The sequence below is a fragment of the Streptomyces sp. VTCC 41912 genome, from assembly GCF_045799175.1.
GTDB lineage: Bacteria > Actinomycetota > Actinomycetes > Streptomycetales > Streptomycetaceae > Streptomyces > Streptomyces albulus_C.
In genome coordinates, this window is sequence record NZ_JBJMAB010000008.1 from 270632 (window position 1) to 294133 (window position 23502).

A 23502-nucleotide genomic window follows, 5' to 3' on the forward strand; every position below is an offset into this window, starting at 1 on the left:
TCGCCCTCCTCTCCCACCAGGAGCTTGCCATGAAGCAACCGCACAAAGAAGCCGCACCGCTGTTGCCCACCCCTCTCATGCAGCTCGCCACAGGATTCTGGAGTTTCAAAACCTATGCGGGCGCCATCGATGTCGGCCTGTTCGATCTGCTGGCCGGAGGGCGCGAGCTGACGATGGAAGAGGTGTCGGGCGAGCTGGGAATAGCCGACCGCCCTGCGGACCTGCTCCTGGCCGGCTGCGCATCGTTGGGCCTGTTGGACAAGTCCGGTTCCCGGTACCGGAATTCGGAACTCTCGGAGGAGTACCTGGTCGAGGGGCGGCCTTACTACTTCGGGGGGTTCGTCCGCTACCTGGACCGCCGGGAGTACCCGGCCTGGCAGTCCATCGTCCAGGCTCTTCGGACAAACCGTCCCCTCACCTGGACCCCGGGCACGCAGGAGTCGCTCTTCGACACCGAGGACTCAGAGACGCTGCAGCTGTTCTGGGACTGCATGTATTCCATCTCCACCTTCACGGCGCGTGCGCTCGCCACGGCCTATGACTTCACCCGGCACACTCGGCTGTTGGACGTGGGTGGCGGCGCCGGCGCCTTCCCCATCGAACTGTGCCGTCTCTTCGGCAACTTGAGCGCGACGGTCCTCGAACTGCCACACGTGTGTGACCTGGCGCGCCAGAAGATCACCGACGCCGAACTGAACGAGACCGTCGATACGGTCGTCGGCGACTTCATCCGCGATCCTGAACTGCCCCGCGGCTACGACACCATCATCCTGAGCATGATTCTTCACGACTGGGATGAACAGAACGGCCGAGCGCTGCTGCGCAAGTGCCGGACCGCTCTTCCCCCAGACGGCGCCGTGCTGATCTGCGAACTCCTGCTCAACGACGAGCGTACTGGCCCGCCGGCCGCGGCCTTGATGGGGATGAACATGCTGGTGGAGACCGAGGGTGGCAAGAACTACTCGGCTGCGGAGTACCACGACTGGCTGCTGGAGGCAGGCTTCGCTCGCGTGGAGGTCCTGCCCCTCAACTCGGCAGGCGCCAACGGTGTGGTCGTCGGCCACGTCAGCTGACCACGCCTGCGTGCCCCGAGTGTTTCCCGAAACGGCAGCGTCCCCAAGCCGCGAACCAACTCACCTGAGAGGATCCCATGCGCCTGCGTGAGCGCCCTGCCGGATACGACCGTGCCAGGCATGGAGTTCACCTGCTCAGAACTCCCGAAGTCATCGCCGATCCGTCCGTCTACATCGATGCCATTGCCGGGCTCGGTCCGCTGTTCTTCGACGAGGTCGGGGGCATGTGGGTGTGCTCCGGCTACGCCGAGGCGGTTGAGATCCTGCGCGACCACCGAACATTCTCCTCCGTGCGCGAGCACGACCAGGATGCGTTTCAGGAGTTGGGCCTGCACGCCTCCGCCAGCCTGAGCAGCATGGTGCACGAGCAGATGCTCTTCATGGATCCGCCACAGCACAAGGCCATTCGGTCGGCCTTGGCCGAACAGTTCACCGGCACTCGCGTGCGGAGCCGCGAGAACGACCTGCGGCACATCGCCGCCCGCGCCCTTGAGGAGCTGCCTCGCACAGGTGTCCTCGATCTGGTGGCGGACTTCGCAGCGAAGCTCCCCAGCGCGCTGGTGGCCCAGTTACTGGGCATGCCGGGAAGGGAAGCGGAGCTCACCCGGTGGGCCGAAGCCTACGAGCGGCTGCTGGGCAGCCTGTCTGCGCTACCGGCTGCCCCGGACCGAGAGGTGGACGCGGTCCTGACCGATGCCCTCTCAGTGCTGGAGAACGAAGCGAGAAGCCGACTGCACGCGCCCGGCGACGACGTGATCAGCTCACTGACCGCCCCGCTGGTCGACCGCTCACCAACTGGCGCAGAGCTGTTCGCTGTTGCGGCAAACTGCATCGTCCTTGTGGGCGGCGGCTACCAGACCCTGACCCACCTTGTCACCTCGGCTCTGCTGGCCCTGCATGATGATCCGAGCCTGGAGAAGCAGCTGCGCGAGTCGCCCGAGCTCATCCCACCCGCCGTCGCGGAGTTCATGCGGATGAACGGGTCAAGCCAGTACGTCGCGCGCAAAGCCACGACCGACGTGAGAATCCGGGGAACGCTGATCACAGGAGGCGAGAGTGTCCTGGTCCACCTGGCCGCCGCCAACCTCGACCCCCGGACCTTCAGCGCGCCCCGTGCCCTGGACCTGACCCGGCACGGACCCAAGCACCTCGGCTTCGGGAGCGGACGCCACACCTGCCCCGGCGCAGGCTATGCCGAACGCCTCGCCGGATTCGCCATTGAAGGCTTTCTGGCCAAATACCCCTCCTACGCACCGGAATCGGAGCCGCAAGCGTTCTCCTGGGGCCTGCATGGGAACACTCGCTGCCTTGAACACGCACGCGTCCGTGTCGATGCCGGAGTCATACCGGAAGCCACCGTCGACATACCAGCGGCTGAAACCCACGACAGCACCAGTGGCCACGGCCGCGGTCTTCCTCCGGCCGCCACCACAGCGGCAGCCTGCTGGCACGAGGTGTTCGAACGGCAAGCCCTACTGACACCCGATGCACCAGCGGTACAGGGGCCGGACGACCTGATCAGCTACCGCGAACTCGACCACTGGGCCAACGCCCTGGCCCATCGACTGCGACACCAAGGGGCCCAGCCGGGCACGTTGGTCGGCATCGTCATGGAACGTTCCGTGGAGTTCGTCCTCACTGTGCTGGCGGTCGCAAAGACTGGCGCCGCGTTCCTGCTGGCGGACATCTCCTGCCCCCGTGAGCGCCTGCGGACCATGCTCGTCGAGGCCGAGGCACGCCTTGTGGTGACCGACGGCAGTCTCCCCTCCTCAGCGTTCCCCGTCCAGGTAGTCGGCGTAGGCGCGAAGGACTTCCGTCCGGACGCCCCGCTCACCGGAGTCTCGCCCGGCGATACCGCCTACGTCGTCTTCACCAGCGGCAGTACCGGTGCCCCGAAGGCCATCGCGATCAGCCACGAGGCCACGGTCAATCTCCACCTGGCGCAGCACCAGATCTTCGGCCTCGAACCCCGCGACCGGGTCCTGCAGTTCCTCTCACCAAACTTCGACGGCTGTATCGCCGACCTCACCCTCGCTCTCCTGTCAGGCGCCGCCTTGGTTGTCGCGCCGTCCGACCAGCTCACCGTCGGCCCCCCATTGGTCCGGCTGCTCGCATCGCAGCGGGTCACCACCGCAATCCTCACCCCGTCCGTCTGGATGACCCTTCCGGACCAGCCTCTGCCCGAACTGCGCATCGCCGCCGCCGCCGGCGAGCGGCTGCCAGCAGCATGGGCGCGCCGGTGGGCCGCACCGGGGCGGCGCCTTCTCAACCTTTACGGTCCAGCCGAGACCGCCGTCCTGGCAACCTGGCATGAATGCTCCCCGAGCGAGGACCCCCCGCCCATCGGCCGACCGGTAGCCAACAAACGCGCCTATCTCCTCGACCACCACCTACGCGACGTCCCGCCTGGGCAGCGGGGGGAACTCTGGCTCGGAGGTCTCGGTGTCGGAAGGTACCTGAACCAGCCGGACCTCATGGAAGAGCGCTTCATCCGCAACCCCCACACCACAACCGATCCGGCAAGCCTGCTCTACCGCACCGGTGACATCTGCCGCCAACGCCCAGACGGCACACTCGAATACATCGGCCGTCGCGACCGCCAAGTCAAGATCCGTGGCCAACGCGTCGAACTCGACGAGGTCGAGCGTGTCCTGGAGTCCGCCCCCGGCGTCACCGCCTGCGCTGTACATGAACAAGACGGCCGCATCGAAGCCCTGGCCGTCCCCGCCGGACCCCAGCTCGACGAGACGGCAATCCGCACTTACCTGGCCTCCCGCCTGCACAGCGCCATGCTGCCCTCCGTGTTCACCGCCGTCACCGAACTCCCGCGCACCGTGAACGGCAAAGCCGACCACCGACACGAACCCCCCGACGAGCTCACTGTCCAGTCCTCTGGCCCCTCTGGGCCCGCACTCCTACCCGACGACCACGAAAGGCGCCTCTCCCGCATCACCTGGGAGGTCGCCCAGAACTTCGCTCAGGTCCTCAACCTCCCGTTACGCCAGGTCCAAGCAGACTCCGACTTCTTCACCGCCGGCGGCGACTCCATCACCATGGCAGCCTTCCTCGCCCGCCTGGAATCACTGGCAGGCGCACCCGTGGACACTGCTGCTCTGATCACCGCCCCCACACCGGAGCAGATCACCACCCTTCTCCTCAACGCCGAGGCACCGAAATGATCCGCCCCGTACTACGCACGAGAAAAGGGACACGACCCGAGACGGCTCTGTTCGTCCACGGGACGATGGACCACAGCGCGACCTTCCAGCGAGTCGCAGCGCACCTGCCCCGATGGACCGTCGCCGGGTACGACCGGCGCGGATGGGGCACCTCCCGCGCCCTCGCAGACCCGCAGACCAAACTGGCCGACCATGTCACCGATCTCATTTCTGCGGCCGCCAGATTGCCGAGGCCCGTCGTGGCAGGACACAGCTACGGCGCACTCGTGGCACTCACCGCGGCAGCCCGACAACCCCAATTCGCAAGGGCAGTCGTGCTCTTCGAGCCGCCCGTCTGCTGGCTGCCTTGGTGGCCCGACACCGCCCCGTGGGAGCAACTGGTCGAAGACGCATCGGCTCAGGGCCCGGCCGCCGCAGCCAGAGCCCTCCAAGAGGCCGTCGTCGGCCACCCCACCGCAGGACCTACGGACGAGGAACTGGAAGCGGCCGGCACAGCCCTGATCCAGGAGATGACCGACCCCACACTCAACATCCCCACCTTCGACCCGACGACGGTGACGACACCTGTGATCACGGCGTCGGGAAGCCGGTCACTGACACATCACCGACAGACCGCGCGACATCTTGCGAACCTGATCCCCACCGGCCACCACACATCCATCGACGGTGCTGGTCACATCGCACACGTCACCCATCCACAGGACCTCGCCGCGCTCGTAGAACAGGCAGCCGCCCTGAACGGGGGCTGACACATGCCCAGGCCGTCGGCGACACGGACTGCGGCAGGCCAGACGCATCACAACGACAGGGAGGACCGCCATGCTGCCGGGCAACTTGGAGAAGGTCATGTTCGGCGTAATCTCAACGCCAGCCCTGTACTTGGCCGACCGCTACCAGGTTTTCACCCACCTGGTGGCGAACGGACCTGCCGCAGCAGCCGACATCGCGAAGGACCTCCGCATCGACCCGGAAACCACGGAACGGATGCTGCTGGTCCTGACCGCATTCGAGATCATCCAACGCACACCCGGGGGCCAGTACAGCCTTCCGGAAGAAGTCCGGCCCTTCGTCGACCCGGACAGCGACCGCTACCTCGGAGGGTTCATCGCCCACCTCGTCCAAGAAACGGCGGGCAGGGTGGCGCTCCTGGACTCCTACCTCCGGCACGGCAAGGACGCGGTGGACGGATCCGACCGTCAGCCGTTCACCTCTCTGTACCGAGATGACCACGCCACCGGCCGTTTCCTGAAGGCCATGTGGGACCTCAGCTTTGCCCCGTCCAAAGAACTCGCTGTCCTCGCCGGGCTGGCCACCACCACCCACCTGATCGACGTGGGGGGTGCCAACGGACCGTTCGCGGTCGCCGCGCTCCAGCACTCGCCCAGGCTCCGGGCAACGGTGTTCGACCTTCCTGAAGTCGAACCGCATCTCAACGAGACCCGTGCCGCCCATGGGCTCGGTGACCGACTCGCCTTCCTCCCAGGCAACTTCTTCACCGACGAACTACCCGAAGGCGACTGCATCGCCTTCGGATACATCCTCTCGGACTGGCCCGACGACGCTTGCGTCCAGCTCCTGAGCAAGGCACACCGGGCGTGTCACGACCACGGGCGGGTACTCATAATGGACAGGCTCTTCGACGAGTCCAGGCAAGGCCCCCTCGCCACCTCGGCAATGAACCTGACCATGCATCTGGAGACTCAAGGGCGCCACCGCACGGCAGACGAATACATCGCACTCCTCTCCGAGGCAGGATTCAGGCAATCTGAGCTACACAGGTCTCACAGTGACAAGCACCTCATCGTCGGCCACAAGTGAGCTGCCCCGAGTTTCGTGGAGTCCGTTGCGAACGCGGCGGTGTCGTGGTCGGTCATGCTGGTGAAGGGCGGCGATCCGGTAGCCCAGGTGGCCCGGCAGGGGGGAGCCGAGCCTCTCGGCAGTCGGCTTGATCTCACGGCGTTCGGGCAGGGTGAACGTCTTCGGCCGGCCGCCCTTGTACTTGGGATAGAGCGAAGTGAAACCGTCGGCGTTGAAGTTGTGGATCACGTACCGGACCCGGTCCGCGCTGGTGAATCTCACCTCGGCGATCTTGGTCACGTCCATGCCCTGGGCCGATGAGAGCACCGTATGGGCTCGGCGCCAGGTCGCCACGGATCCGGTGCCTCGGCGGACGATCCGCAGCAGCCGATGCCCCTCGTCGTCATCGACCTCGTGGACCCGCACACGCTCAGCCACCCGCAAAGCACGACGCACAACGCGCCGCCCGGAGCACCGTCCGGACGACGCGTCACAACAGGGCGAACGTTGCTTGATACGGCACGAGTGGGCACTGGCCAGGCACACGAACTGGCCGTTCACCCCTCAGGCGTGCTCAGTCTTCGTCGCCCTGGCCCATCTCGTCGTCATCGTCGTCGTCATCCGCGGAGATGACCTGCTTGGAATGGGTCGAGGGAGCGATGTGCGAAACGGCAGCAGCCGCGCCTGCTCCATGGAGTACGGCGGTCGTGACCAGGGCTGCGGCAGCAACTGCAGTGCGAATGCGCATGGAGATCTCCAAGGGTCGAAGTGGAACTACGTGCTGGGAAGGTCCCCTGGTGGATGTCCTTCGATCCGTTCGCGCAAGGCAGTTAACCCAATCAGGCCCCGTTGCTTCACCTAACTGTCCGGCCGGGGCACCTGGGGCCGGCCCGCACATCGCATCCTGACAACACCGAGGAGAGGTTCCGCATCGAGACCACCCCCACGATCTCCGAGCCGGCCGACGCCCCTGCCGCCGACGGGCAGGCCCCGACCGAGGCCGCGCACGGCCCCGAGGAATCGGCCCGGCCGGAGGAGCACGGCGACGGCCGGGAGATGGACACCGACGCGCTCCGAGCGGAGCTGAAGGCCGTACGGGCGGAGGCTGCCCGGTACCGCACCAAGGCGCGCGAGACGGCGGAGGCCCTGAAGGCGGCCCGGCCGACGGAGGAGTTCCAGGCCGTGGCGGACCGGGCCACGGCGCCGCTCGGCCGGGTCGGTGATGCCCACGGCCCCCGGATCCCGTTGACCAGCCCCCCCGAGAGTCCGGCTCGGTCACCATCAGCGGTTCACCCCACCGCCGTGGCGGCTGCCGGACTGAGCCTTTCCGTCGTGGCGGCGCGCTCCGGTTCGAGGCGGCCGTGAAGCCCAGCCAGAGCCTGGTAAGAGGTCCGTGGTGCGGAACTTCTCGCCCTTGATGATCCCGGCCGGCACCGGGAACGGGAGGGGAACCGCGGTCGGCTCCGGCGTGCGACGGACCGTCAGGTTCATCCTCACCTCCCACCCGGTCCCGGCGAACAGGGCCCTCGCGGCGCGATAGGTGAACGGCTCGGCTGACGCGTACCCCTCGATGATCCCCACCGGTAGAACAACGACAGGATCCTCATGCGCTGGCCCCACGTCGTCGCCACGAACCGGGCCTTCAGCGGGCCCGCAGCCCGGTGCTCGGCGTACCGGCTCAACGCGGCCTTCAGCCGTACCCGCGAGTCGAACAGACCCTCCCCCGGGGACCAGCGGCCGATGCTCGACGTCCCAGGAGTCCCAGAGTCGTCGGCAGGGGCGGGGTCAGGGCAGCAACCGGAACGCAGGATCTGGACCACTGGCGGGAGGGGCTCATCCCGACCGTGCGCCATTCCTCCTCTTTCCGGCTCTCAGAAGCGATCTCCTGGGCGTCGCCTCACCGCTTCGCTGCTGCCGAGTCCCCAGTGGCGGTGAGGAGGGCCTGTGCCTGTTCGCGGGCATGGCGGATGGGATCCGCGAAGATGTACAGGCCGTGGGCGACGAGCGCTCCTTCGTGAAGCAGCATGAGTGTCCGGCCCAGATGGCCGGCCTCGTCCGGGGCGATGTCCCCGGCGAGGTCGGTGAACAGGGCCAGCATCCAATGCTTTTGTCCGGTGATGATCGGGTAGGCCGGATGGGACGGATCGCTGATCTCGGCGTGAGCGTTGACCATGCTGCACCCCTTGGAACTGTTCTTCGCCGACCACGCGCGTGAGGCGTCGAAGACGGCCAGGACGCGCGCTGCCGACCCCGGCTGTGCGGCGTCGAGGTACTGGGCGAGGAAGGCCCGCCAGCGTTCATCGCGGTCCGCGAGGTACTCCACGACGATCTGCTCCTTGGAGCCGAACCGGTCGTAGAGGGTCTTCTTCGTCACCTTGGCCTCGGCGGCGATCAGGTCCACCCCGACGGCATGGATGCCGCGCTCGTAGAACAGCCTCGCGGCGGCCTCCAGGACGCGCCGTGCGGCAGGGGTCATCGTGATCCGTCGCGGCGTCTCGGCAGTGCCCATGCCCAACAGTATACCGATCTGTATAGTGAGCCGATGGGTATACCGATCTGTTTAGTGGAGAGTGAGACGTGAACTTCCTGCTCTCGATCGCCTTCGTGCTCTGCTGGAGTTCCGGGTTCATCGGGGCCAAGCTCGGCGCGGGCAGTGCGTCTGCGGTCACGATCCTGATGTGGCGGTTCCTGCCGCTGGCCGTCGTCCTGACCGTGCTTGCCACCGTCTCCAGAACGTCGTGGCGGGGCCTCGCGGCGCGGGATGTGGCCCGGCAGGCCATGATCGGCGTGCTGTCGCAGAGCGGCTATCTGCTCACCGTCTACTACGCGATCCAACTCGGGGTCTCCAGCGGCACCACAGCCCTGATCGACGGCGTTCAGCCCCTCGTCGCCGGAGCGATTGCCGGACCGTTGTTGCGTCAATACGTCTCGCGCAAGCAGTGGCTCGGACTGTGCCTGGGGGTGAGCGGCGTCGCCATCGTCACCACGGCGGATGCCGCGGCCGGCACCGGTGCGTCCTGGTGGAGCTATCTCATCCCCTTCCTCGGCATGTTCTCGCTGGTGGCGGCCACGTTCCTCGAAAGTCGCTCCCGCGTGCGGGTCGCGCCCCAGGTGTCGATGACCGTCCACTGCGCCACCAGTGCCGTCGTCTTCACGGCACTCGCCGTGGGCACCGGAGCCGCGAAGCCGCCCGCTGAGCTCTCGTTCTGGGTCGCGATCACCTGGCTCGTGGCCTTGCCGACCTTCGGCGGGTACGGGCTGTACTGGCTCATCCTGAGACGCAGCGGAGTGACCAAGGTCAATACGCTCATGTTCCTCATGGCCCCGGTCACGGCAGTCTGGGGATCCCTCATGTTCGGTGAACCCTTCGGTCCGCAGACCGCTCTCGGCCTGGCCGTCGGTCTCGCAGCAGTCGTCCTCGTCTATCGCGGTGACACCTCGTCCACCAGGGTGTGCGCGCGGGATGCGGACACGGGCGAGGCCGCGAGGCCAGCCGAGTACGGCGCCTGAATGCCTCTGCCACGTTGGAGAGGAGCAGCTTGTTCGTCCGGCTGTCCGGCCGGGGCTTGGTGCCCGTCGCCGTCGGGGGTGCGGCCGAGTTGCTTGGCGAAACGGCCCTCGGCTGTCGCGTCAACCGTGACCCTGCTCGATGTCCAGATGTAGCGGCCCGCGGAGTACGGGGCTGCGTCGGTACGGCGGCGGGTCGGCGACCAGCCTGGGGTGGTCGAGGCGGTGCACCAACTCGGTCAGTGCGATCTGGGTTTCCCGGCGGGCCAGTGGGCCGCCGAAGCACAGGTGGATGCCGCTGCCGAAGCCGAGGTGCTGGTTGTCGCGCCGATCGGGGTCGAAGCGGTCGGGCTCGTGGAAGCGGTTCGGGTCGCGGTTCCCGGAGGCCAGCATCAGCATGATCTGCGAGCCCTCGGGGATCAGGGTGTCGGCGACGGTGAGGTCGCTGTACGCCACCCGCCAGGGAATGATGTGCACAGGGGGGTCGTAGCGCAGCAGTTCCTCGACCAGCGGCACGATCAAGTCCGGTTCACCGCACAGGCGTTGGAACACCGGTGGGTGGCGCAGCAGCGTCAGCATGCCGTTGGCGATGAGGTTGACGATGGTCTCATGGCCGGCGATGAGGAGCAGTCTGGCGGTGGCGACGATCTCGGCGTCGGTCATCCGCCCGTCGGGTCCGTCGTCGTTGGCCAGCTGTGAGAGCAGGCCGTCTCCCGGCCGGCCGTGGCTCCGCTCCACCAGCTCGCCGAGGCACTGGCGCACGTCCTTGCGGGCCTCTACGCCCTTGTCCAGTTTCTCCGTCGGGTCGGTCTCGGGGTTGTAGTCGATCGAGTCCATGAGGTCGTTCACCCAGAGGTGGAACCTCGGCTCGTCCTCGCGCGGCACGCCGAGCAAGTGACAGGTCACGGTTACGGAGAACGGGGAGGCGAAATCGTCGACGACGTCGAACTGTTCCTGGCCCGCCACATCGTCGATCAGACTGCCGACCGTGGCGGCCAGGAAGCCTTCCAGTCCGGTCACCAGGCCCGGGGTGTGCGGAGGGCCGAAGTGACGCATCGCCATACGCCGCAGGCGATCATGCTCGGGCGAGTCCATGTGGATGAACGACGACGTGGCCGCTTCGTCGGCCGGGGGCATCGGACGCGACAGATTGCGCAGGTCGGAACTGAGATGCGGGTCGTTCAGGACGTCCGTGATCTCGCGGTAGGTGCTGACGACGTAGCTGCCGTCCTCCTGTCGCATCACCGGCGTCGTGCGCAACTCGGCATACAACGGGTACGGGTCGGCCCGGGCGGAGTAGTCGAAGATCCGTTGCAGCGTGCCGGGCGTCCCGGTCGTCGTCCGGCCTTGCTCCTGCCGATGCCGTGGCGCGGCCGTGACGCGTCGTTCACCCAGGTCATGGCCCGTGACGACCGCCGTGGCGCCCCGCGCGAGCAGGGCCGGGCCGGGGAGGTCGACGGGCACCGGTTTCCTGTCGGCCGGCTGGTCCGGCGTGGGGCAGGGGGGTGGGAAAGGTGCGGCCATCTCTATCAATCGTCGGTAGTGGTGCAGCCGCTTGCCGTTGTTGAAGCTCACCGCAGCCGTGACGCGGCCCCGATAGCCGTATGCGGTGACGAAACGGCGGTCCTCCAACGAGCCCTGGGTGACGACCACCTCGTCGGCGAAGATCGGCACGCCGACGGATTTGATGTTGACGCCGAACTGGATCGACCAGAACACCGGGACGGACAGGTGGGGCCGGAGGTCCGCCTGGGCACTGACCATGTTGTGCGCCGCGATCTCCGCCTGCTCCACGGCGTTGGCCCAGTGCTCCAGCGAGATGAGCCGGTGTTCGTAGAGGGGGTTCGGGCAACGTGCCACGTCGCCCGCGGCGAAGACGTCGTCGGTGACGCGGCCGTTGACGTCGAGGGCGCGGCAGCGGGTGTCGCAGGTGATTCCCCACACGCCCGCTGCCAGTCCCGAGTCCCGCAGCCACTCGGTGTTGCGGATGCTCCCGAGTGCCACCACCGCCACATCGGCGTCGACCGCACTGCCGTCGTCGAAGTGAGCACGGCGAAACCGTCCCCGCACGTCGCCCTCCAGCCGGGTGACGGTGACACCGCAGCGCAGGTCGACCCCGTGAGCGCGCTGCATGTCGGCCGCAACCTCGCCGATCACGGCGCCGAGCGCCCCTACGAGCGGGGCCGGCGCGAGTTCGGCGACGGTCACCGGGATGCCTCGCTCGCGACAGACGGAGGCGATCTCGGAGCCGGTGAATCCCGCACCGATGACCAGCACACGGGAGGGCCCGGCGGCGAGGGCCCGCTGCAGGCCCTCGGCATGCTCGCGTGTGCGCACCACGAACACCCCGTCCAGGGCCGCCTCGGACTCGACGGACCACGGCCGGGCCCGTACCCCGGTGGAGATCAGCACCCGGTCGAAGGGAACCTCGCGTCCGTCGGCGAGACGCACGTGGTTCGTCCCGAGGTCCAGCCCGCTGGCGGGCACGCCCAGCAGCCACTCCGCATCGATGGCGCGACGGCAGGGCAGTGTGGTGCCCCCGGCCGGCACCCACCCGGTCAGTACCTGCTTGGACAGGGGAGGCCGGTCGTAGGGCTCGCCCAACTCGTCGCCGATCATGGTCAACGACCCGGTGAAACCCTCGCCGCGCAGAGCCTCCGCGGCCCGCAGCCCCGCCAGCGACGCCCCGACGACCACGATGCGGCCCTCGCGCTTCAACGCACTCAGCGTGTCGCCACTGGTCACGACGGCGATGCCTCCGTCATTGCGTGCCGAGCCGCCAACCGGTCGACCGGCATCGCCCGGACAAGGCCGGCCGCCGTTGCGCCCAGCGCCTGGTCAGGGACGCCCTGATGGCGGCTGCATGTTGACTACGAAAGCGGCGCTCTATTGGATTGCCGTCTCGACGGAAAGAGTGCGGCACGGCGCGCCGGAATGCCGTCACGAAATGAGTGTGACAGCGGCACCGTTACCGGCGAGTTCGACGGCCCGGGCACCGGGCCGGTGACGGCTCTGCCTTCCTCGGCGTGCCAGTCAGCCTCGCGTGCACAGCAGCGTGATCAAATTTGGGCATGGCATTGTCCTGGACGGGAAATCGTGTACGCCTGCGTGCTGTCGAGCCCGAGGACTGGACGGCGTTCGCGCATTTCGCCGACGGTGACGGGGCGCGAGGGGGCCGGCTGGATCTGCCGCGGTCCGCCGAGAGCTACCGTGCCTGGGCGAAGGAGCAGGCGCTTGCCGAGGGCGACGACGACCGTTTCCGGTTGGCGATCGAAGCGACGGCCACCGGAGAGTTGGTCGGTTCAGTCGGCTCCCATCGCACTGGCCGTTGCTCGGGCTGGTTCGAGTTCGACATCGCCATCGGCGCCGGCCATCGGCGCAAGGGCTACGCGACGGAAGCCGTGGCGCTGTTGCTGCGCTTCATGTTCGCCGAGCGGCGCTATCACAAATGCCTGGCGGCGGTCTTGGCCCACAACGAGGCATCGTTGGCACTTTTTCGGGGGCTCGGCTTCGTCGAGGAGGGGCGCTTGCGGGAACACGTCTTCTTCGCCGGCCGGCATCACGACCTCGTCATGATGGGCATGCTCGTCAACGAGTTCGACCGGCGGCACACGATGGGCCAACCATGAGCCGGTGATCCGAGCACGTGTGGAACGGCACTCGGACCTGATCGACGTTCGTTGTTCGCGGACGGCGGCGGCCTGCCACCGAAAGCGGGACCGTCCTCAGCCGCGCAGGGTGGCGCGCAGGCACAGGCCGGCGGTTGCGAGACCTTCGAAGGTGGTGATCCGGTAGCCGGGTTCCGCGCCGGGCGGCTCGCTCAAGTGGTAGCGGCGTGCGGTCTGCGCCGTCATGAGCGTGAGCATGGCCATGGCCAGTGCGGCTCCCTCGCAGCCGTGCGGCCCGGTACCGAAGGCGAGGAAGACCCCGGGTTTCGTCGGCGAGCCCGCATCGTCGAGCCAGCGTTCGGGTCGGAACCGATCCGGCTCGGGGTGTTCGCGTGCGTCGCGGTGGGCCGTGTAGGGGCAGACGAGAACGGTGGACCCGGCGTCGATGGTGTAGTCGGCGAGCTGGGTGCGTCGCGGGGCCCGTCGGGTGAGCAGCCAGCTCGGCGGGTGCAGCCGCAGCACTTCGCGTACCAGCGCCTGGGTGTAGTGCAGGTTGTCGAAGTGGGAGCTGGTCGTCGAGGCCGGGGAGGCGGGAAGCAGGGCGGCTTCGGCCGCGACGCGGTCCGCGGCCTGGGGGTATCGGGCCAGGTGGAGCAGGATCCAGCCGGCTGCCCGGGAGGGTGTCTCGAAGGTGGCGACGGTGATTCCGGGGAGGGTGTCGAAGACGGCTTCCTCCGCCAGCGGGCCGTAGCGGGAGGAGGGCCGGAGCATCTGTCCCAGCACGTCGTCCCCGAGCCGTCCCGAGCTACGGCGTCGGCTGATGATGGGCCGCAGAGCGTTGGTGAAGGCGACTTGCCGCCGGGTGCGGAACCGCCGTGCCGGTGTGGGGACCCAGCGCGGCCACACCCAGCGCGAGGGGCGTACGAGCACCTCTCGGGCCACGAAGAGCTGCCAGGCGAAGGGCAGCAGGACGGGGGCGTCTTCGGAGAAGAGGTAGCGCACGCCGATCTCTGCCAGGACGGGCCGGACCAGGGGAAGAATCTCGACGTCCCGGCCCGTGGGCCACTGGTCGGCAATGCGATCGGTCCCGGCTGCGATCTCACCGATCCGGGCCGCAACCGCTTGTGGGCGCAGTCCGCGCATCCGGGCGGCGCGAGCGTGCGCACGCTCCTCGGGCATCGGCGCTCCGCCAGCCCTCTTGAACGGCGGGAAGAGGGGCGAGGAGGGCTTGGGAAAGTCCTGCGAGCGGTGCAGGACCGCTTCACACACCCCGGCCCTCGCGGCTACGTAGACACCCGGCTCCAGCTGCCAGACGTCCCCGCACTCGGCAGCGCCCCGGCTCGCCAATGCCAGCCGGTCGCGGCTCCAGGCCGCGAAGCTGCCTCCGGGCAACCGCGGCGGCTCATCCGCTCGGCCCATGGGATCGCCCCTGACTTCCCATACCAGTCAGGCCATATCGCCGGCAGCGCGGCCAGGAGTCGGCGGGAGCCCGGGAGCGCCCGCCGACGGTGTGGTCACACCCTGTCGTCGCCGGTGTGGGAGCCCCAGTCGTGGGCGCCGTACGCACCGTAGTTGCGAGTGAAGGACAACTTGGCAAGCAGCTTGGCGATCATGATGACTCCTCTCGCTTGCCGGCAGAGCCATGTGCCAACATCCAAGTTTTTCACACATAGCACATATCTCATATATTAGGGCATTGGCTGCGCGTGCAGAGGCAAGGTGCGTGCCTGCGAGCCAGGCACGGAGCCGGTCAACGCCGCCCCGGTGCCGGCGGTCAGTGCCGCCTCCGGCCGCAACGTGTGGGCACCGCCGGGCACCTCAAGGCCGGCAACACCAACGCCCTGAAGGAATGCAACGGCTTTCGCGCGAACCGCTCACCCCGCACCTCGGGAAGGCAGCGGGGCGGCGAGCCGGGACCGCTGCCGAGAGCGGCCGACAACGGCACCGAACCGGCGCCGCCCCCTCACAGGCCGGGCGCGTGGAAGCCGTTCAAGTACCAGAACGCAGCCGAGTACCAGGCCAGGACGATCACCGTGACGAGCGCACCACCGGCGAGCGGGAGCGCCCAGCCCGGCCAGCGGCGGTGGCGCACCACGACGACCTTGGCGACGAAAGCCCCGTAGAGAAAACAGCCGGCGAGCGAGTGCAGCGCCTGGCGGGGCCCGGTCAGGCTGACGCCGTAGGCGATGATGCATTGCTGGGCGATCGGGATGGAAAACAGGAAGGCGAACGCACCGATCAGGCGGTGCGCGGTGCCCACCCGGTGCGGCGCGGCGCGCAGGCCGGGCAGCCGGCCGTACATCCACAGCGCGAGGAGCAACTGGATCAGAGCTAGTCCCAACAGGGCGCTGCCCAGTTGGGTCTTGAGCAGGATGACGGCGGGGCCTTGCATTCCGAACAAACTGCGCCGGGGCTCCGGGGTGTGTACCAGGCCGTACCAGAGCAGGGCAGCGATCACCGCCAGGGGCAGCAGCAGCCACAACACCCCGAGGAACTGCCGGGGTTCGACGCGGACAGTCAGGCGTGGCACGCGGTCAGCCACCCACGCCGTCGACCCTGTCGCCCCGAGGAGCGCCGCCCCGAGCGGACGCGGAGCGCGGCGGGCGGGTGATCAGAAAGCCGCCCAGCGCCGCCACAGCGCCGACGGCCTCGGCGATCGCGCTGGCGGACTTACTCGGCCACCAGACCGGCTCGTACATGTTCGGCAGCGGACCGAGCGCACCCACGTTCACATACCGATAGAGCAGCACGGCGCCCACGGCGGAGACGGACACCAGGAAGGCGAACGCCCACACCAGCCGCCGGCGACCGAAGAGCAGGACCAGCAGCGCGGCCAGGGACGCCACGGCGGCTTCGAGGCGGAACAGCGTCCCCTGGCTGATCTGCTGCCCGACCCGGTCGTAGACAGAGGCGAGATCTGCATGCACGTAGGCGTTCACGCCCAGTGCGGCCGCGGTCACCAATTGGAGCAGCACACGCACGACGGTGCGCCGGTCGAGGGCGGTGCGGTGCGGGCGGCCGCCTGGTTCGGGAGTCATCGCTCCTGCCCGGTCGAGGTGGAGGTCGCGGCGGGGCTGTTGGGAGTCGGTGACGACGGGCTGTTCCCGCCGGCCTGGAGGTGGGTGTCCATGCCGAGTTCCTTGTGTTTGTCGATGGGACACCACAGCTCGTAGCTGCCGGCTTGGAGGGTGACGGTCAGGCGCGCCTGGCCGCCGGGCGAGACGGTCGAGGTGTGCGCGTCGGACACGCCGGGCCCCGCGACGACCAGTGCGTGCGCCAAGGAGCCGGCGTTGCGCACGACGAACGTGACGGTCCCCGCGGCTGCCCTGGCCGGCGAGAGAGCGAGTGAATACTCCTTCATCGTGACGGTGATCGTCGCAGCCGGCTTCGCGCTCGGACTCGGACTACCGGTCGGGGCCGGCGTCGAACCGTTGGAGCACGCAGTGGCGCCGGCGAACACGATGAGCGCCAGGAACTTCACTCCGGCGCGGGCGCGGCGCGGAGATCCGAAGCAATGCACGGCCATGTCGGGCGAACCTCCCTTTTCCGTGACGAGACTGGCCCACGCTCCCGGCCGCGCCAACGCCGACACTCTCCGCGGGCCGGCCATCACCCGATCAGGCCCGGCCATCATCGCCAGAGAAGGGGCCGCACCCCGAACCGCGGTCGGCGACGGACTGCCCCACGCGGGCGAACGTACTGCCGTTCCCCGTAATCGAATCGCGCGCGGAATTCCTGGTCCGCTGGATCGACAGCCGCGACAACATGAACACGGCGGCCAACGACGCGGAGCGCTCTCCTGGCGCGTGGGTCCTCACGGACCTCCAGGGTGTTACGCGACTGCTCACAAAAGAACGTGCGAGGAATTCGCTGCGTGAGCGGGCGTCGTTTCGCAGGGTGCCCAGGAGAGTGGAGGTGAGGGTACTGGAGCCGGTGGCCCGTACGCCGCGCAAGGCCATGCAGGTGTGTTCGGCTTCGATGACGACGCCAACGCCTTTGGGATCCAGCTGCGTTGAAGCCAGTGTGCGACCTCCTTGGGGAGCCTTGGCGCCAGCCAAGCTGCCCTGGAGGCATGGGACCTCGTTGAGCCAGTCTTCCGCCTCGGCTTCGGTGATTCGGGCGATCAAGCTGTCGCGGATACCGGCAAGCGGTCACAAGGCGAGTCGGTATGAGTAGAAGCCGTCTTCGTCTTTGACGGTCCTGGCGTTCAGGCGGGTGGTGATGCCCTCGGCGAGGCCGGGCTCGGTCGGCGACCACTGCATCTCGGTGTAGCCGGCCCGCCTGGCGTGCCGGGCTGCTTTGGCCGCGAGAGCGGCAAGTGCGTCGATGTCCGCCGTGGTGGCCGGGGAGGTGGTGTTGTAGCCAGTGGTGAGGCGTTCGCGTTCCTGCCGGACCATGATCCACTGGAGGATGGCCGTATCGCCCGGATGTCCGCTGCTGAAGTACACCACCCATCCCAGCAGTTCGCCGTCCTGGCGCGCGGCGAGGACCCCTGCCGGTGCCGGCCACTGCTTGCCGGTGAGCTCTGGCATCTCCATGGGCGTGCCCGCGTACAGCTCCCGGTACAGCTGTACCTCGCCAGCGCCCTGGGTGATCTCCTCCACGACCAGCATGCAAACCTCCCGAACATCACGTATGTGACGGGGAAGACGGCACTGTGCCTGGTGAGGTTGAGTGCGAGTGGAGTGCAGTCCGGCGGCGCCCTCATACGAGACGGGGAAACCCTGCACCCCTCCGGTCACCCTCGTCGGCGGTCTGTCCGGTCGGTCGGTGGGGGGAATTCGGTTGGGAGCCAGTGGGTGGAGGCTTTGGCTCGGGCGGTGAGGTGGGTGATGTAGGCGTTGCGGACGTCTGTTGTGGTGGTGAAGCCTGGTTCGTTGGTCAGCCAGGTGTCGGGGACGGTGGAGAGCACTTCGTGGAGGAGTTCGGTGGTGATGAGGGGGGTGAACTCGGTGTTGGCTGCGGCCATTTGGGGTTGGTGGGGGCCGAGTGCGTGGTGGCGGAGGTCGTAAGGCTTGGTGGTCGTGTTGGTTGCGGTGTTCCAGCGGTGGTGGAAGACGAGGGCCCGACGGCTCGGTCTCCTACACCCTCGGCCCCGACAACCCCGAGGCGTACCCGCACCCCCCCCGAGTGCCGAGGCGCTGAGGCAGCTGTCAAGCGATATCGAAGCCTAGGGCTGCCGCGCGCCTGACACACGCCCGCACGAAGGGGACGCCGCCCCGAGGCATTCGGCGAGTGTCCCAAGGCGGGGTGTCGGGCTGCCGGTGAACTGCTGGCGGTGATCGCGTTCCCTGCTGGAGGTTACAAGGAGCGGATGTTGGCGCGCTTGGCCGCGGTGCCAGGGAGCTCGGGCGGGGGCGTGGTGCGGTGGTGGGCGTGTGAGGTGAGGGGGATTGTCGGGCGCGCGACGGTTCCGTGGGTGAGAGTTTCGGCGAGGTTGGCCAGCAGGGTGCTGGGGGTGCGGGTGGAGGCTGCGATTTCCCAGGTGGGGTGGTCGATGGTGGGGCCGGCCCACAGGAGCCAGGTGGGTAGGACTCCGTTGGTTCGTTGGGCGGCGAAGGCGTCGAATTGGATGCCGGCCTCGCCGTTGGGCGCGGTCCAGTGCATCCAGCGGCCTTCGACGGTGTGCTGCCAGCCGGCGTCGGTGGCGGGTTGGGTGGCCGCGATGAGGGACGCCTCGTCGAGGAACTGGCCGACCGGAGTGTCCCACCCGTGGCCGTCGGCGAGTTCGTGCAACAGGTCTTGGAGCATGGGGATGGGTGTGGCGCCGGTCGCGGTCAGGTGCCACATGCGGTCGGAGACGGGCGTCTGGTAGGCGGCGACGGTCCAGGCGGTCTCGGTGGCGGGGGCCGAGTGGTCGCGTTCGATGGGCAGGGTCTGAGATTCGTGGGTGGCGTAGGTGACGTCGGCGGACCAGGTGCGCCACCCTGCCCATGAGGGCGCGGCCACGGACGGCATCGGCGGATCGGCCGGCGGCGTCCGGGTGTCCACGGCGTTCACGGCATGCGCGGCGCTGATTGCCAGCACGCTGGGGCCGGTGTTGTCGTCGAGCGCACGTCCTCTTGCGCGGGAGTGCCAGGACGCGGCGTGTTCGGTATTCCGGCGCGCTGCTGTGCAAGGGGCCTCGAAGGCGCCGCTCGCCCGCGGGCGCGGACAGACCACAGGTGATGCATCGACAGGCAAGCCGGCCCCTTCGGCCACCCCTAATGTGCCGTTCGTGCCCGCGGTCCGGCCCCGGCCCGGACGCCGTTCCCGACCGCCCGGCCGCGCATTGCCGGCCACCACGACATCATCAGCAGGGAGTTGTGCCTTGTCGTCCCGTTCGGACAGCCCGACCGTCGTCCTGGTCCACGGCGCCTTCGCCGACGCCTCCGGCTTCGCCCGGGTCATCGCGGAGCTGCTCGCCCGCGGCCTGGACGTGGTGGCGCCCGCGGTGCCCAACCGCAGCCTGCTCGGCGACTCCGCCTACGTCGCCTCGATCGTCCGCCGGATACCCGGACCGGTCGTCCTGGTCGGGCACTCCTACGGCGGTGCCGTCATCACCGTCGCAGGAGTGGAGGAGAACGTCAGAGGGCTGGTCTACCTGGCCGGTTACGCCCTGGAGGAAGGCGAGAGCCTGGGCGAGCTGCAGGGCGGCTTCCCCGACTCCGAGCTCGCCGCCGCGCTCGTCCACACCTCCTTCCCGATCGAGGGCTCCGCTGCTCCTGGTACCGAGGTGTCGGTGCGGATCGACAGGTTCCCGGACGTCTTCGCCGCCGACGTCGACCCCCGCCTCGCCTCCGTACTCGCCGTCTCCCAACGTCCGCTGGCCGCACGGGCCTTCAGCGAGAAGGCGCCGACGGCGGCGTGGCGGACCAAGCCCTCGTGGGGTCTGGTCGCCACAGCCGACCGCACCATCAATCCGGATGTGGAGCGCCATGGCTACCGGAGGGCCGGGATGACCACCGTCGAGGTCGACTCCTCGCACCTGGTGATGCTCGCCCGCCCCGAGCGCGTCGTCCAGCTGATCGAGGAGGCCGTGCGGGCCACCGCCGCCGACGGACCCGGCCGGTCCTGAGGTGTCCGGCTCGCGCGCCGCCCCCGGCAGTCGTCACCCGTGTGCGGACCTGCTGTCCGGGGACGCCGTGACGGGGTGCTTGCTCAGGATGGAGACCCGGTTGAACGCGTTGATGGTGATCGCCACCCAGATCACCGCGGATATCTCGTCGTCGTCGAAGACCTGGCGGGCCGTTGCGTAGGCGCGTTCCTGCAGGGCGGCGTCGGCGGGTTCGGTGGTCGCCTCCGCCAGGGCGAGTGCCGCCCGCTCCCGCTCCGTGAACAGCCCGGTGTCGCGCCATGCGGCCAACACGCCCAGCCGCTGCAGGGTTTCGCCGGCGCGCGACGCGGCCCTGGTGTGCACGTTGAGGCAGTAGGCGCAGCCGTTGATCTGTGACACCCGGAGGTTGATCAGCTCGACCAGGGCGTGGTCCAGCCCCGCCTCGGCGGCGGCGGTACGGACCGCTTCCGCCGTCTCGACCAGCGCGTGGTAGGGCTTGGGGGTCTGCTTGTCGACGAAGATCCGCCGGGTTGCCGGATCTGCGGTGGTGTCACTCAATCTGGACTCCTTCACGGCCGCTCCCGACCGCCGCTCGCGCTGCCGCGTATGCGGGGGGACACGGAACACTCTCAGGCATTATTGTTGAATATGAAACCACATTCGGATGTGAGAGGGCGCTCGATGACCGACGTCGAAGTGAATCCCCCCGCGCAGCGCCACGCTGCCGGCGACCACGGCCGGCCCGCCCCGCAGGTCGACGTGTTGCCCGCGCGGGACGTCCCGTTGGGAGGCCCGAGGGCGATGACGGTGCGGCGCACGCTGCCGCAGCGGGCCCGGACGCTGATCGGCGCCTGGTGCTTCGTCGACCACTACGGCCCGGACGACGTCGCCGACACCGGCGGCATGGACGTCGCCCCCCATCCGCACATCGGTCTGCAGACCGTGAGCTGGCTGTTCAGCGGGGAGATCGAGCACCGCGACAGCCTGGGCAGCCACGCCTTCGTACGGCCCGGCGAGCTGAACCTCATGACGGGCGGGCACGGCATCAGCCACTCGGAGGTCTCCACCGCCGGCACCACGATCCTGCACGGCGTCCAACTGTGGGTGGCCCTGCCCGAAGAGCACCGGCACACGGGCCGTGACTTCCGGCACCACGTGCCGAGCCCGGTGCGGACGGGCGGCGCGGAGATCAGCGTGTTCCTGGGATCCCTCGCAGGCGACACCTCTCCGGTGCCGACTTTCACGCCGCTGCTCGGCGCCGAACTCGTCCTCGATCCGCGCTCGACCACCACACTCGCGGTGCGTACCGACTTCGAGCACGGCCTGCTCGTCGACCAAGGGGACGTCCGCATGGCCGGAACGCTCCTGCGCCCGGCGGAACTGGGCTACGTCGGCACCGGAAACGACACGCTGACGTTGACGAACGAGTCGGACGCCCCCGCCCGGGCGGTCCTGCTGGGCGGGACGCCGTTCGAGGAGCAGATCGCCATGTGGTGGAACTTCATCGGCCGCAGCCACGAGGACATCGTCGAGGCCCGGCAAGCCTGGGAGGACGCTTCCGACCGCTTCGGCACCGTCGACGGCTACGACGGCGCCCGGCTTCCCGCGCCCGCCCTTCCGAACGCCACCATCACACCGCGCAAGAACCCGACGCACCACTGAAAGGCTCACGATGACCCAGCCCACCACCGCCCGGACCGTCCAGCGCGTCGACGCCAGGCACCGGTACGAGATCCTGGTCGACGGCACGACCGCCGGCTTCACCGCGTACCGCGACCGCGACGACCGGCGCGTCTTCTTCCACACCGAGATCGACGACGCCTTCGCCGGGCAGGGCCTGGCCTCGATCCTCGTCCGGCAGGCCCTGGACGACGTACGCGCCTCCGGGAAGCGCTTCGTGCCGGTCTGCCCCTACGTGGCGAAGTTCCTCAAGAGCCACGACGAATTCGCCGACCTGGCCGACCCCGTGACCCCCGAAGTCCTGCAGTGGCTGGAGACCGTGTTGGCGCGGTGACCCCCGCGCCGCCACCTGGTCCCCGGGCTGCTCAGTTCGCGGCCAGTTCGTCCCTCAGCTGGCCGCGAGAGGTGATCCCGAGCTTCGGGAAGATGCGGTACAGGTGCGCGCCGATCGTGCGCGGTGACAGGTACAGCTGCTGACCTCTCTCCTTGTTGGACAGGCCGTCCGCCGCGCGCTGGGCGATCTGCAGCTCCTGAGGCGAGAGCAGGTCCCAGTCGGTGCGGCGTCGGCGCTTGCCGCCCTCGCCCGCCGAGCGGAGTTCCCGGCAGGCCCGTTCGGCCCACGGCTCCACGCCGAGGGACGCGAAGGACTCCCGGGCGATCCGCAGCGGAGTGCGGGCTTCCATCACGCGGCGGCGCCGTCGCGGCCAGGCGCCGTGGGCGAGCATCAGCCGGGCGCGAGCAAAGGGGGCCCGGGACATGTCCAGATCGAGTGCCGCCCGGAAGTGCTCCTCCGCGTGCTCGTCGTCGGCGAGCAGGGCATGGGCGAACGCCAGGTTGATCCGGGTCAGTTGAGCCCCGCTCGCCCCGGCGGACGCCGCGAGCCGTTCCGACGGGGCCTTCGCCAGGGCTCGTTGCTCCGCGCCCGTGGCGGCCTCGGCCAACTCCGCGATGGCGATGGTCCGCAGGAACGGATGGTGGGCCGGGTCGACCGGGTCGAAGACCCGCCAGACGCAGTGGAACGCCTCGGCGTGGTCACCGGCGGCGAGGCCGATGAGGCCGCGCGTGATCTGGATGAACGCGAGATTGGAGGGGTGCGCCGCGGACAGTCCCTGGCGCTCCGCCTCGCCGATGACGGCGAGCGCCGTGTCCGGATCCCCGTGCAACGCGGCGAACTGCGCCTTCGCGATCCGCGCACCGGTCAACCAGCGCGGCTGGGCGTTCTCCTCGGCCAGTCGCATCGCCTCGGCCACGGCCGGGAGCCCGGTCTCCCAGTCGACGGTGTGCACGGTGCTGAAGGCGAGCGACACCAGAGTCTGGGCCAGCAGGCCCAGACGGCACTGGCCGCGCAGGCCGGCCGCCGCGTGCCGGAGGAACCCGGTGGCGCGGTCGTACGCGTTCGCCATCGTGGCCGCCGTGCCCAGGGTGGCGGCGGCCTGGACGTCGTACCCGCCTTGGCGTTCGAGGCGCTCCAGGCGGTCGAGTACCGTCGCCGCACGCTCCAGCGGGGCGGCCGCCGCCAGCGTGTACACCAGGTCCGGGTGGAGTTCCGAAACGGGCAGCCGCTCGGCCGCGGCCACCACGCGTTCCCGCAGTTCCCGCCCGGGGTCCGACCACCAGGCTGA

At 68.9% G+C, this 23502-nt stretch carries 22 protein-coding genes and 3 pseudogenes; 10 read left to right on the forward strand and 15 right to left on the reverse strand.

The annotated features are described in order from the left end of the window. The first annotated feature begins 29 nt into the window (after positions 1-29). The 4 genes from ACJ6WD_RS15325 to ACJ6WD_RS15340 all read left to right on the forward strand — a co-directional run bounded on the left by ACJ6WD_RS15325 (position 30) and on the right by ACJ6WD_RS15340 (position 6070). Positions 30-1073, forward strand: a complete 1044-nt coding sequence (locus ACJ6WD_RS15325; RefSeq protein WP_407615965.1) for a methyltransferase — start codon at positions 30-32, stop codon at positions 1071-1073. 77 nt (positions 1074-1150) lie between these two features. Then, the gene (locus ACJ6WD_RS15330; RefSeq protein WP_407615966.1) at positions 1151-4252 is read left to right on the forward strand and encodes an amino acid adenylation domain-containing protein; all 3102 of its coding nucleotides are present in this window, start codon (positions 1151-1153) and stop codon (positions 4250-4252) included. Beyond that, positions 4249-5001 (forward strand): alpha/beta hydrolase, encoded by a 753-nt coding sequence (locus tag ACJ6WD_RS15335; RefSeq protein ID WP_331246200.1) that lies wholly within the window; start codon positions 4249-4251, stop codon positions 4999-5001. The genes ACJ6WD_RS15330 and ACJ6WD_RS15335 overlap by 4 nt, the downstream gene beginning before the upstream one ends. A 70-nt stretch (positions 5002-5071) precedes the next feature. Further along, positions 5072-6070 carry a methyltransferase gene (locus ACJ6WD_RS15340; RefSeq protein ID WP_331246201.1) on the forward strand — a complete coding sequence of 333 codons (999 nt, stop codon included), beginning with the start codon at positions 5072-5074 and terminating at the stop codon, positions 6068-6070. A gap of 114 nt (positions 6071-6184) precedes the next feature. Here ACJ6WD_RS15340 and ACJ6WD_RS15345 read toward each other — a convergent pair. Further along, a pseudogene (locus ACJ6WD_RS15345) lies at positions 6185-6487 on the reverse strand (IS630 family transposase); the annotation flags it as partial. 136 nt (positions 6488-6623) lie between these two features. Continuing rightward, on the reverse strand, positions 6624-6809 hold the full coding sequence (locus ACJ6WD_RS15350) for a hypothetical protein (RefSeq protein ID WP_233655875.1): 186 nt from the start codon (positions 6807-6809) through the stop codon (positions 6624-6626). Positions 6810-6898: 89 nt separating this feature from the next. Between ACJ6WD_RS15350 and ACJ6WD_RS15355 the strand changes: the two genes are divergently transcribed. Next, positions 6899-7414, forward strand: coding sequence for a hypothetical protein (locus tag ACJ6WD_RS15355; RefSeq protein WP_407615967.1), 516 nt, complete (start codon positions 6899-6901; stop codon positions 7412-7414). A gap of 532 nt (positions 7415-7946) precedes the next feature. On the opposite strand, the gene ACJ6WD_RS15360 is transcribed toward ACJ6WD_RS15355, so the two are convergent. Then, positions 7947-8558 carry a helix-turn-helix domain-containing protein gene (locus ACJ6WD_RS15360; RefSeq protein ID WP_331246203.1) on the reverse strand — a complete coding sequence of 204 codons (612 nt, stop codon included), beginning with the start codon at positions 8556-8558 and terminating at the stop codon, positions 7947-7949. A gap of 68 nt (positions 8559-8626) precedes the next feature. Here ACJ6WD_RS15360 and ACJ6WD_RS15365 point away from each other — a divergent pair, with 68 nt between their 5' ends. Further along, positions 8627-9559, forward strand: coding sequence for a DMT family transporter (locus ACJ6WD_RS15365; RefSeq protein ID WP_376442886.1), 933 nt, complete (start codon positions 8627-8629; stop codon positions 9557-9559). Between the two features lie 120 nt (positions 9560-9679). On the opposite strand, the gene ACJ6WD_RS15370 is transcribed toward ACJ6WD_RS15365, so the two are convergent. Together ACJ6WD_RS15370 and ACJ6WD_RS15375 are read right to left on the reverse strand one after the other, a co-directional pair. Continuing rightward, complete coding sequence (locus tag ACJ6WD_RS15370) at positions 9680-10798, reverse strand: cytochrome P450 (RefSeq protein WP_331246297.1); 1119 nt, start codon at positions 10796-10798, stop codon at positions 9680-9682. Between the two features lie 123 nt (positions 10799-10921). Beyond that, a pseudogene (locus tag ACJ6WD_RS15375) lies at positions 10922-12301 on the reverse strand (NAD(P)/FAD-dependent oxidoreductase); the annotation flags it as partial. A gap of 326 nt (positions 12302-12627) precedes the next feature. Here ACJ6WD_RS15375 and ACJ6WD_RS15380 point away from each other — a divergent pair. After that, the gene (locus tag ACJ6WD_RS15380; protein WP_407615968.1) at positions 12628-13185 is read left to right on the forward strand and encodes a GNAT family N-acetyltransferase; all 558 of its coding nucleotides are present in this window, start codon (positions 12628-12630) and stop codon (positions 13183-13185) included. 96 nt (positions 13186-13281) lie between these two features. On the opposite strand, the gene ACJ6WD_RS15385 is transcribed toward ACJ6WD_RS15380, so the two are convergent. The 8 genes and pseudogenes from ACJ6WD_RS15385 to ACJ6WD_RS15420 form a co-directional block, all read right to left on the reverse strand. Next, positions 13282-14343: a cytochrome P450 gene (locus tag ACJ6WD_RS15385; RefSeq protein ID WP_233655862.1), complete on the reverse strand. Its 1062-nt coding sequence runs from the start codon at positions 14341-14343 to the stop codon at positions 13282-13284. Positions 14344-15127: 784 nt separating this feature from the next. Next, a complete protein-coding gene (locus tag ACJ6WD_RS15390) occupies positions 15128-15694 on the reverse strand; it encodes a DUF6529 family protein (protein WP_407615969.1) in 567 nt (188 codons plus the stop codon). Positions 15695-15698: 4 nt separating this feature from the next. Beyond that, positions 15699-16202, reverse strand: coding sequence for a hypothetical protein (locus ACJ6WD_RS15395; protein WP_233655859.1), 504 nt, complete (start codon positions 16200-16202; stop codon positions 15699-15701). Continuing rightward, positions 16199-16525 carry a hypothetical protein gene (locus ACJ6WD_RS15400; protein WP_233655857.1) on the reverse strand — a complete coding sequence of 109 codons (327 nt, stop codon included), beginning with the start codon at positions 16523-16525 and terminating at the stop codon, positions 16199-16201. The genes ACJ6WD_RS15395 and ACJ6WD_RS15400 overlap by 4 nt, the downstream gene beginning before the upstream one ends. A gap of 496 nt (positions 16526-17021) precedes the next feature. Beyond that, positions 17022-17209 (reverse strand): annotated as a pseudogene (locus ACJ6WD_RS15405) (GTP cyclohydrolase I); the annotation flags it as partial. A 106-nt stretch (positions 17210-17315) separates the two neighbouring features. After that, positions 17316-17777, reverse strand: coding sequence for a hypothetical protein (locus tag ACJ6WD_RS15410; RefSeq protein ID WP_233655856.1), 462 nt, complete (start codon positions 17775-17777; stop codon positions 17316-17318). Positions 17778-17902: 125 nt separating this feature from the next. Next, positions 17903-18133, reverse strand: coding sequence for a hypothetical protein (locus ACJ6WD_RS15415; protein WP_407615970.1), 231 nt, complete (start codon positions 18131-18133; stop codon positions 17903-17905). Between the two features lie 332 nt (positions 18134-18465). Then, positions 18466-19191 (reverse strand): DUF317 domain-containing protein, encoded by a 726-nt coding sequence (locus tag ACJ6WD_RS15420; RefSeq protein WP_233655852.1) that lies wholly within the window; start codon positions 19189-19191, stop codon positions 18466-18468. A gap of 283 nt (positions 19192-19474) precedes the next feature. On the opposite strand from ACJ6WD_RS15420, the gene ACJ6WD_RS15425 reads away from it, so the two are divergent. Next, positions 19475-20221: an alpha/beta fold hydrolase gene (locus tag ACJ6WD_RS15425; RefSeq protein ID WP_407615971.1), complete on the forward strand. Its 747-nt coding sequence runs from the start codon at positions 19475-19477 to the stop codon at positions 20219-20221. Between the two features lie 33 nt (positions 20222-20254). Here the strand turns inward: ACJ6WD_RS15425 and ACJ6WD_RS15430 are convergent, their stop codons facing one another. After that, positions 20255-20758, reverse strand: coding sequence for a carboxymuconolactone decarboxylase family protein (locus ACJ6WD_RS15430; protein WP_331246210.1), 504 nt, complete (start codon positions 20756-20758; stop codon positions 20255-20257). 123 nt (positions 20759-20881) lie between these two features. Between ACJ6WD_RS15430 and ACJ6WD_RS15435 the strand changes: the two genes are divergently transcribed. Both ACJ6WD_RS15435 and ACJ6WD_RS15440 read left to right on the forward strand, forming a co-directional pair. Further along, positions 20882-21862: a pirin family protein gene (locus ACJ6WD_RS15435; RefSeq protein WP_275466799.1), complete on the forward strand. Its 981-nt coding sequence runs from the start codon at positions 20882-20884 to the stop codon at positions 21860-21862. 10 nt (positions 21863-21872) lie between these two features. Then, positions 21873-22214 carry a GNAT family N-acetyltransferase gene (locus ACJ6WD_RS15440; RefSeq protein WP_233655844.1) on the forward strand — a complete coding sequence of 114 codons (342 nt, stop codon included), beginning with the start codon at positions 21873-21875 and terminating at the stop codon, positions 22212-22214. Between the two features lie 31 nt (positions 22215-22245). On the opposite strand, the gene ACJ6WD_RS15445 is transcribed toward ACJ6WD_RS15440, so the two are convergent. Next, positions 22246-23457: a LuxR C-terminal-related transcriptional regulator gene (locus tag ACJ6WD_RS15445; protein ID WP_407615972.1), complete on the reverse strand. Its 1212-nt coding sequence runs from the start codon at positions 23455-23457 to the stop codon at positions 22246-22248. Positions 23458-23502 lie beyond the last annotated feature (45 nt).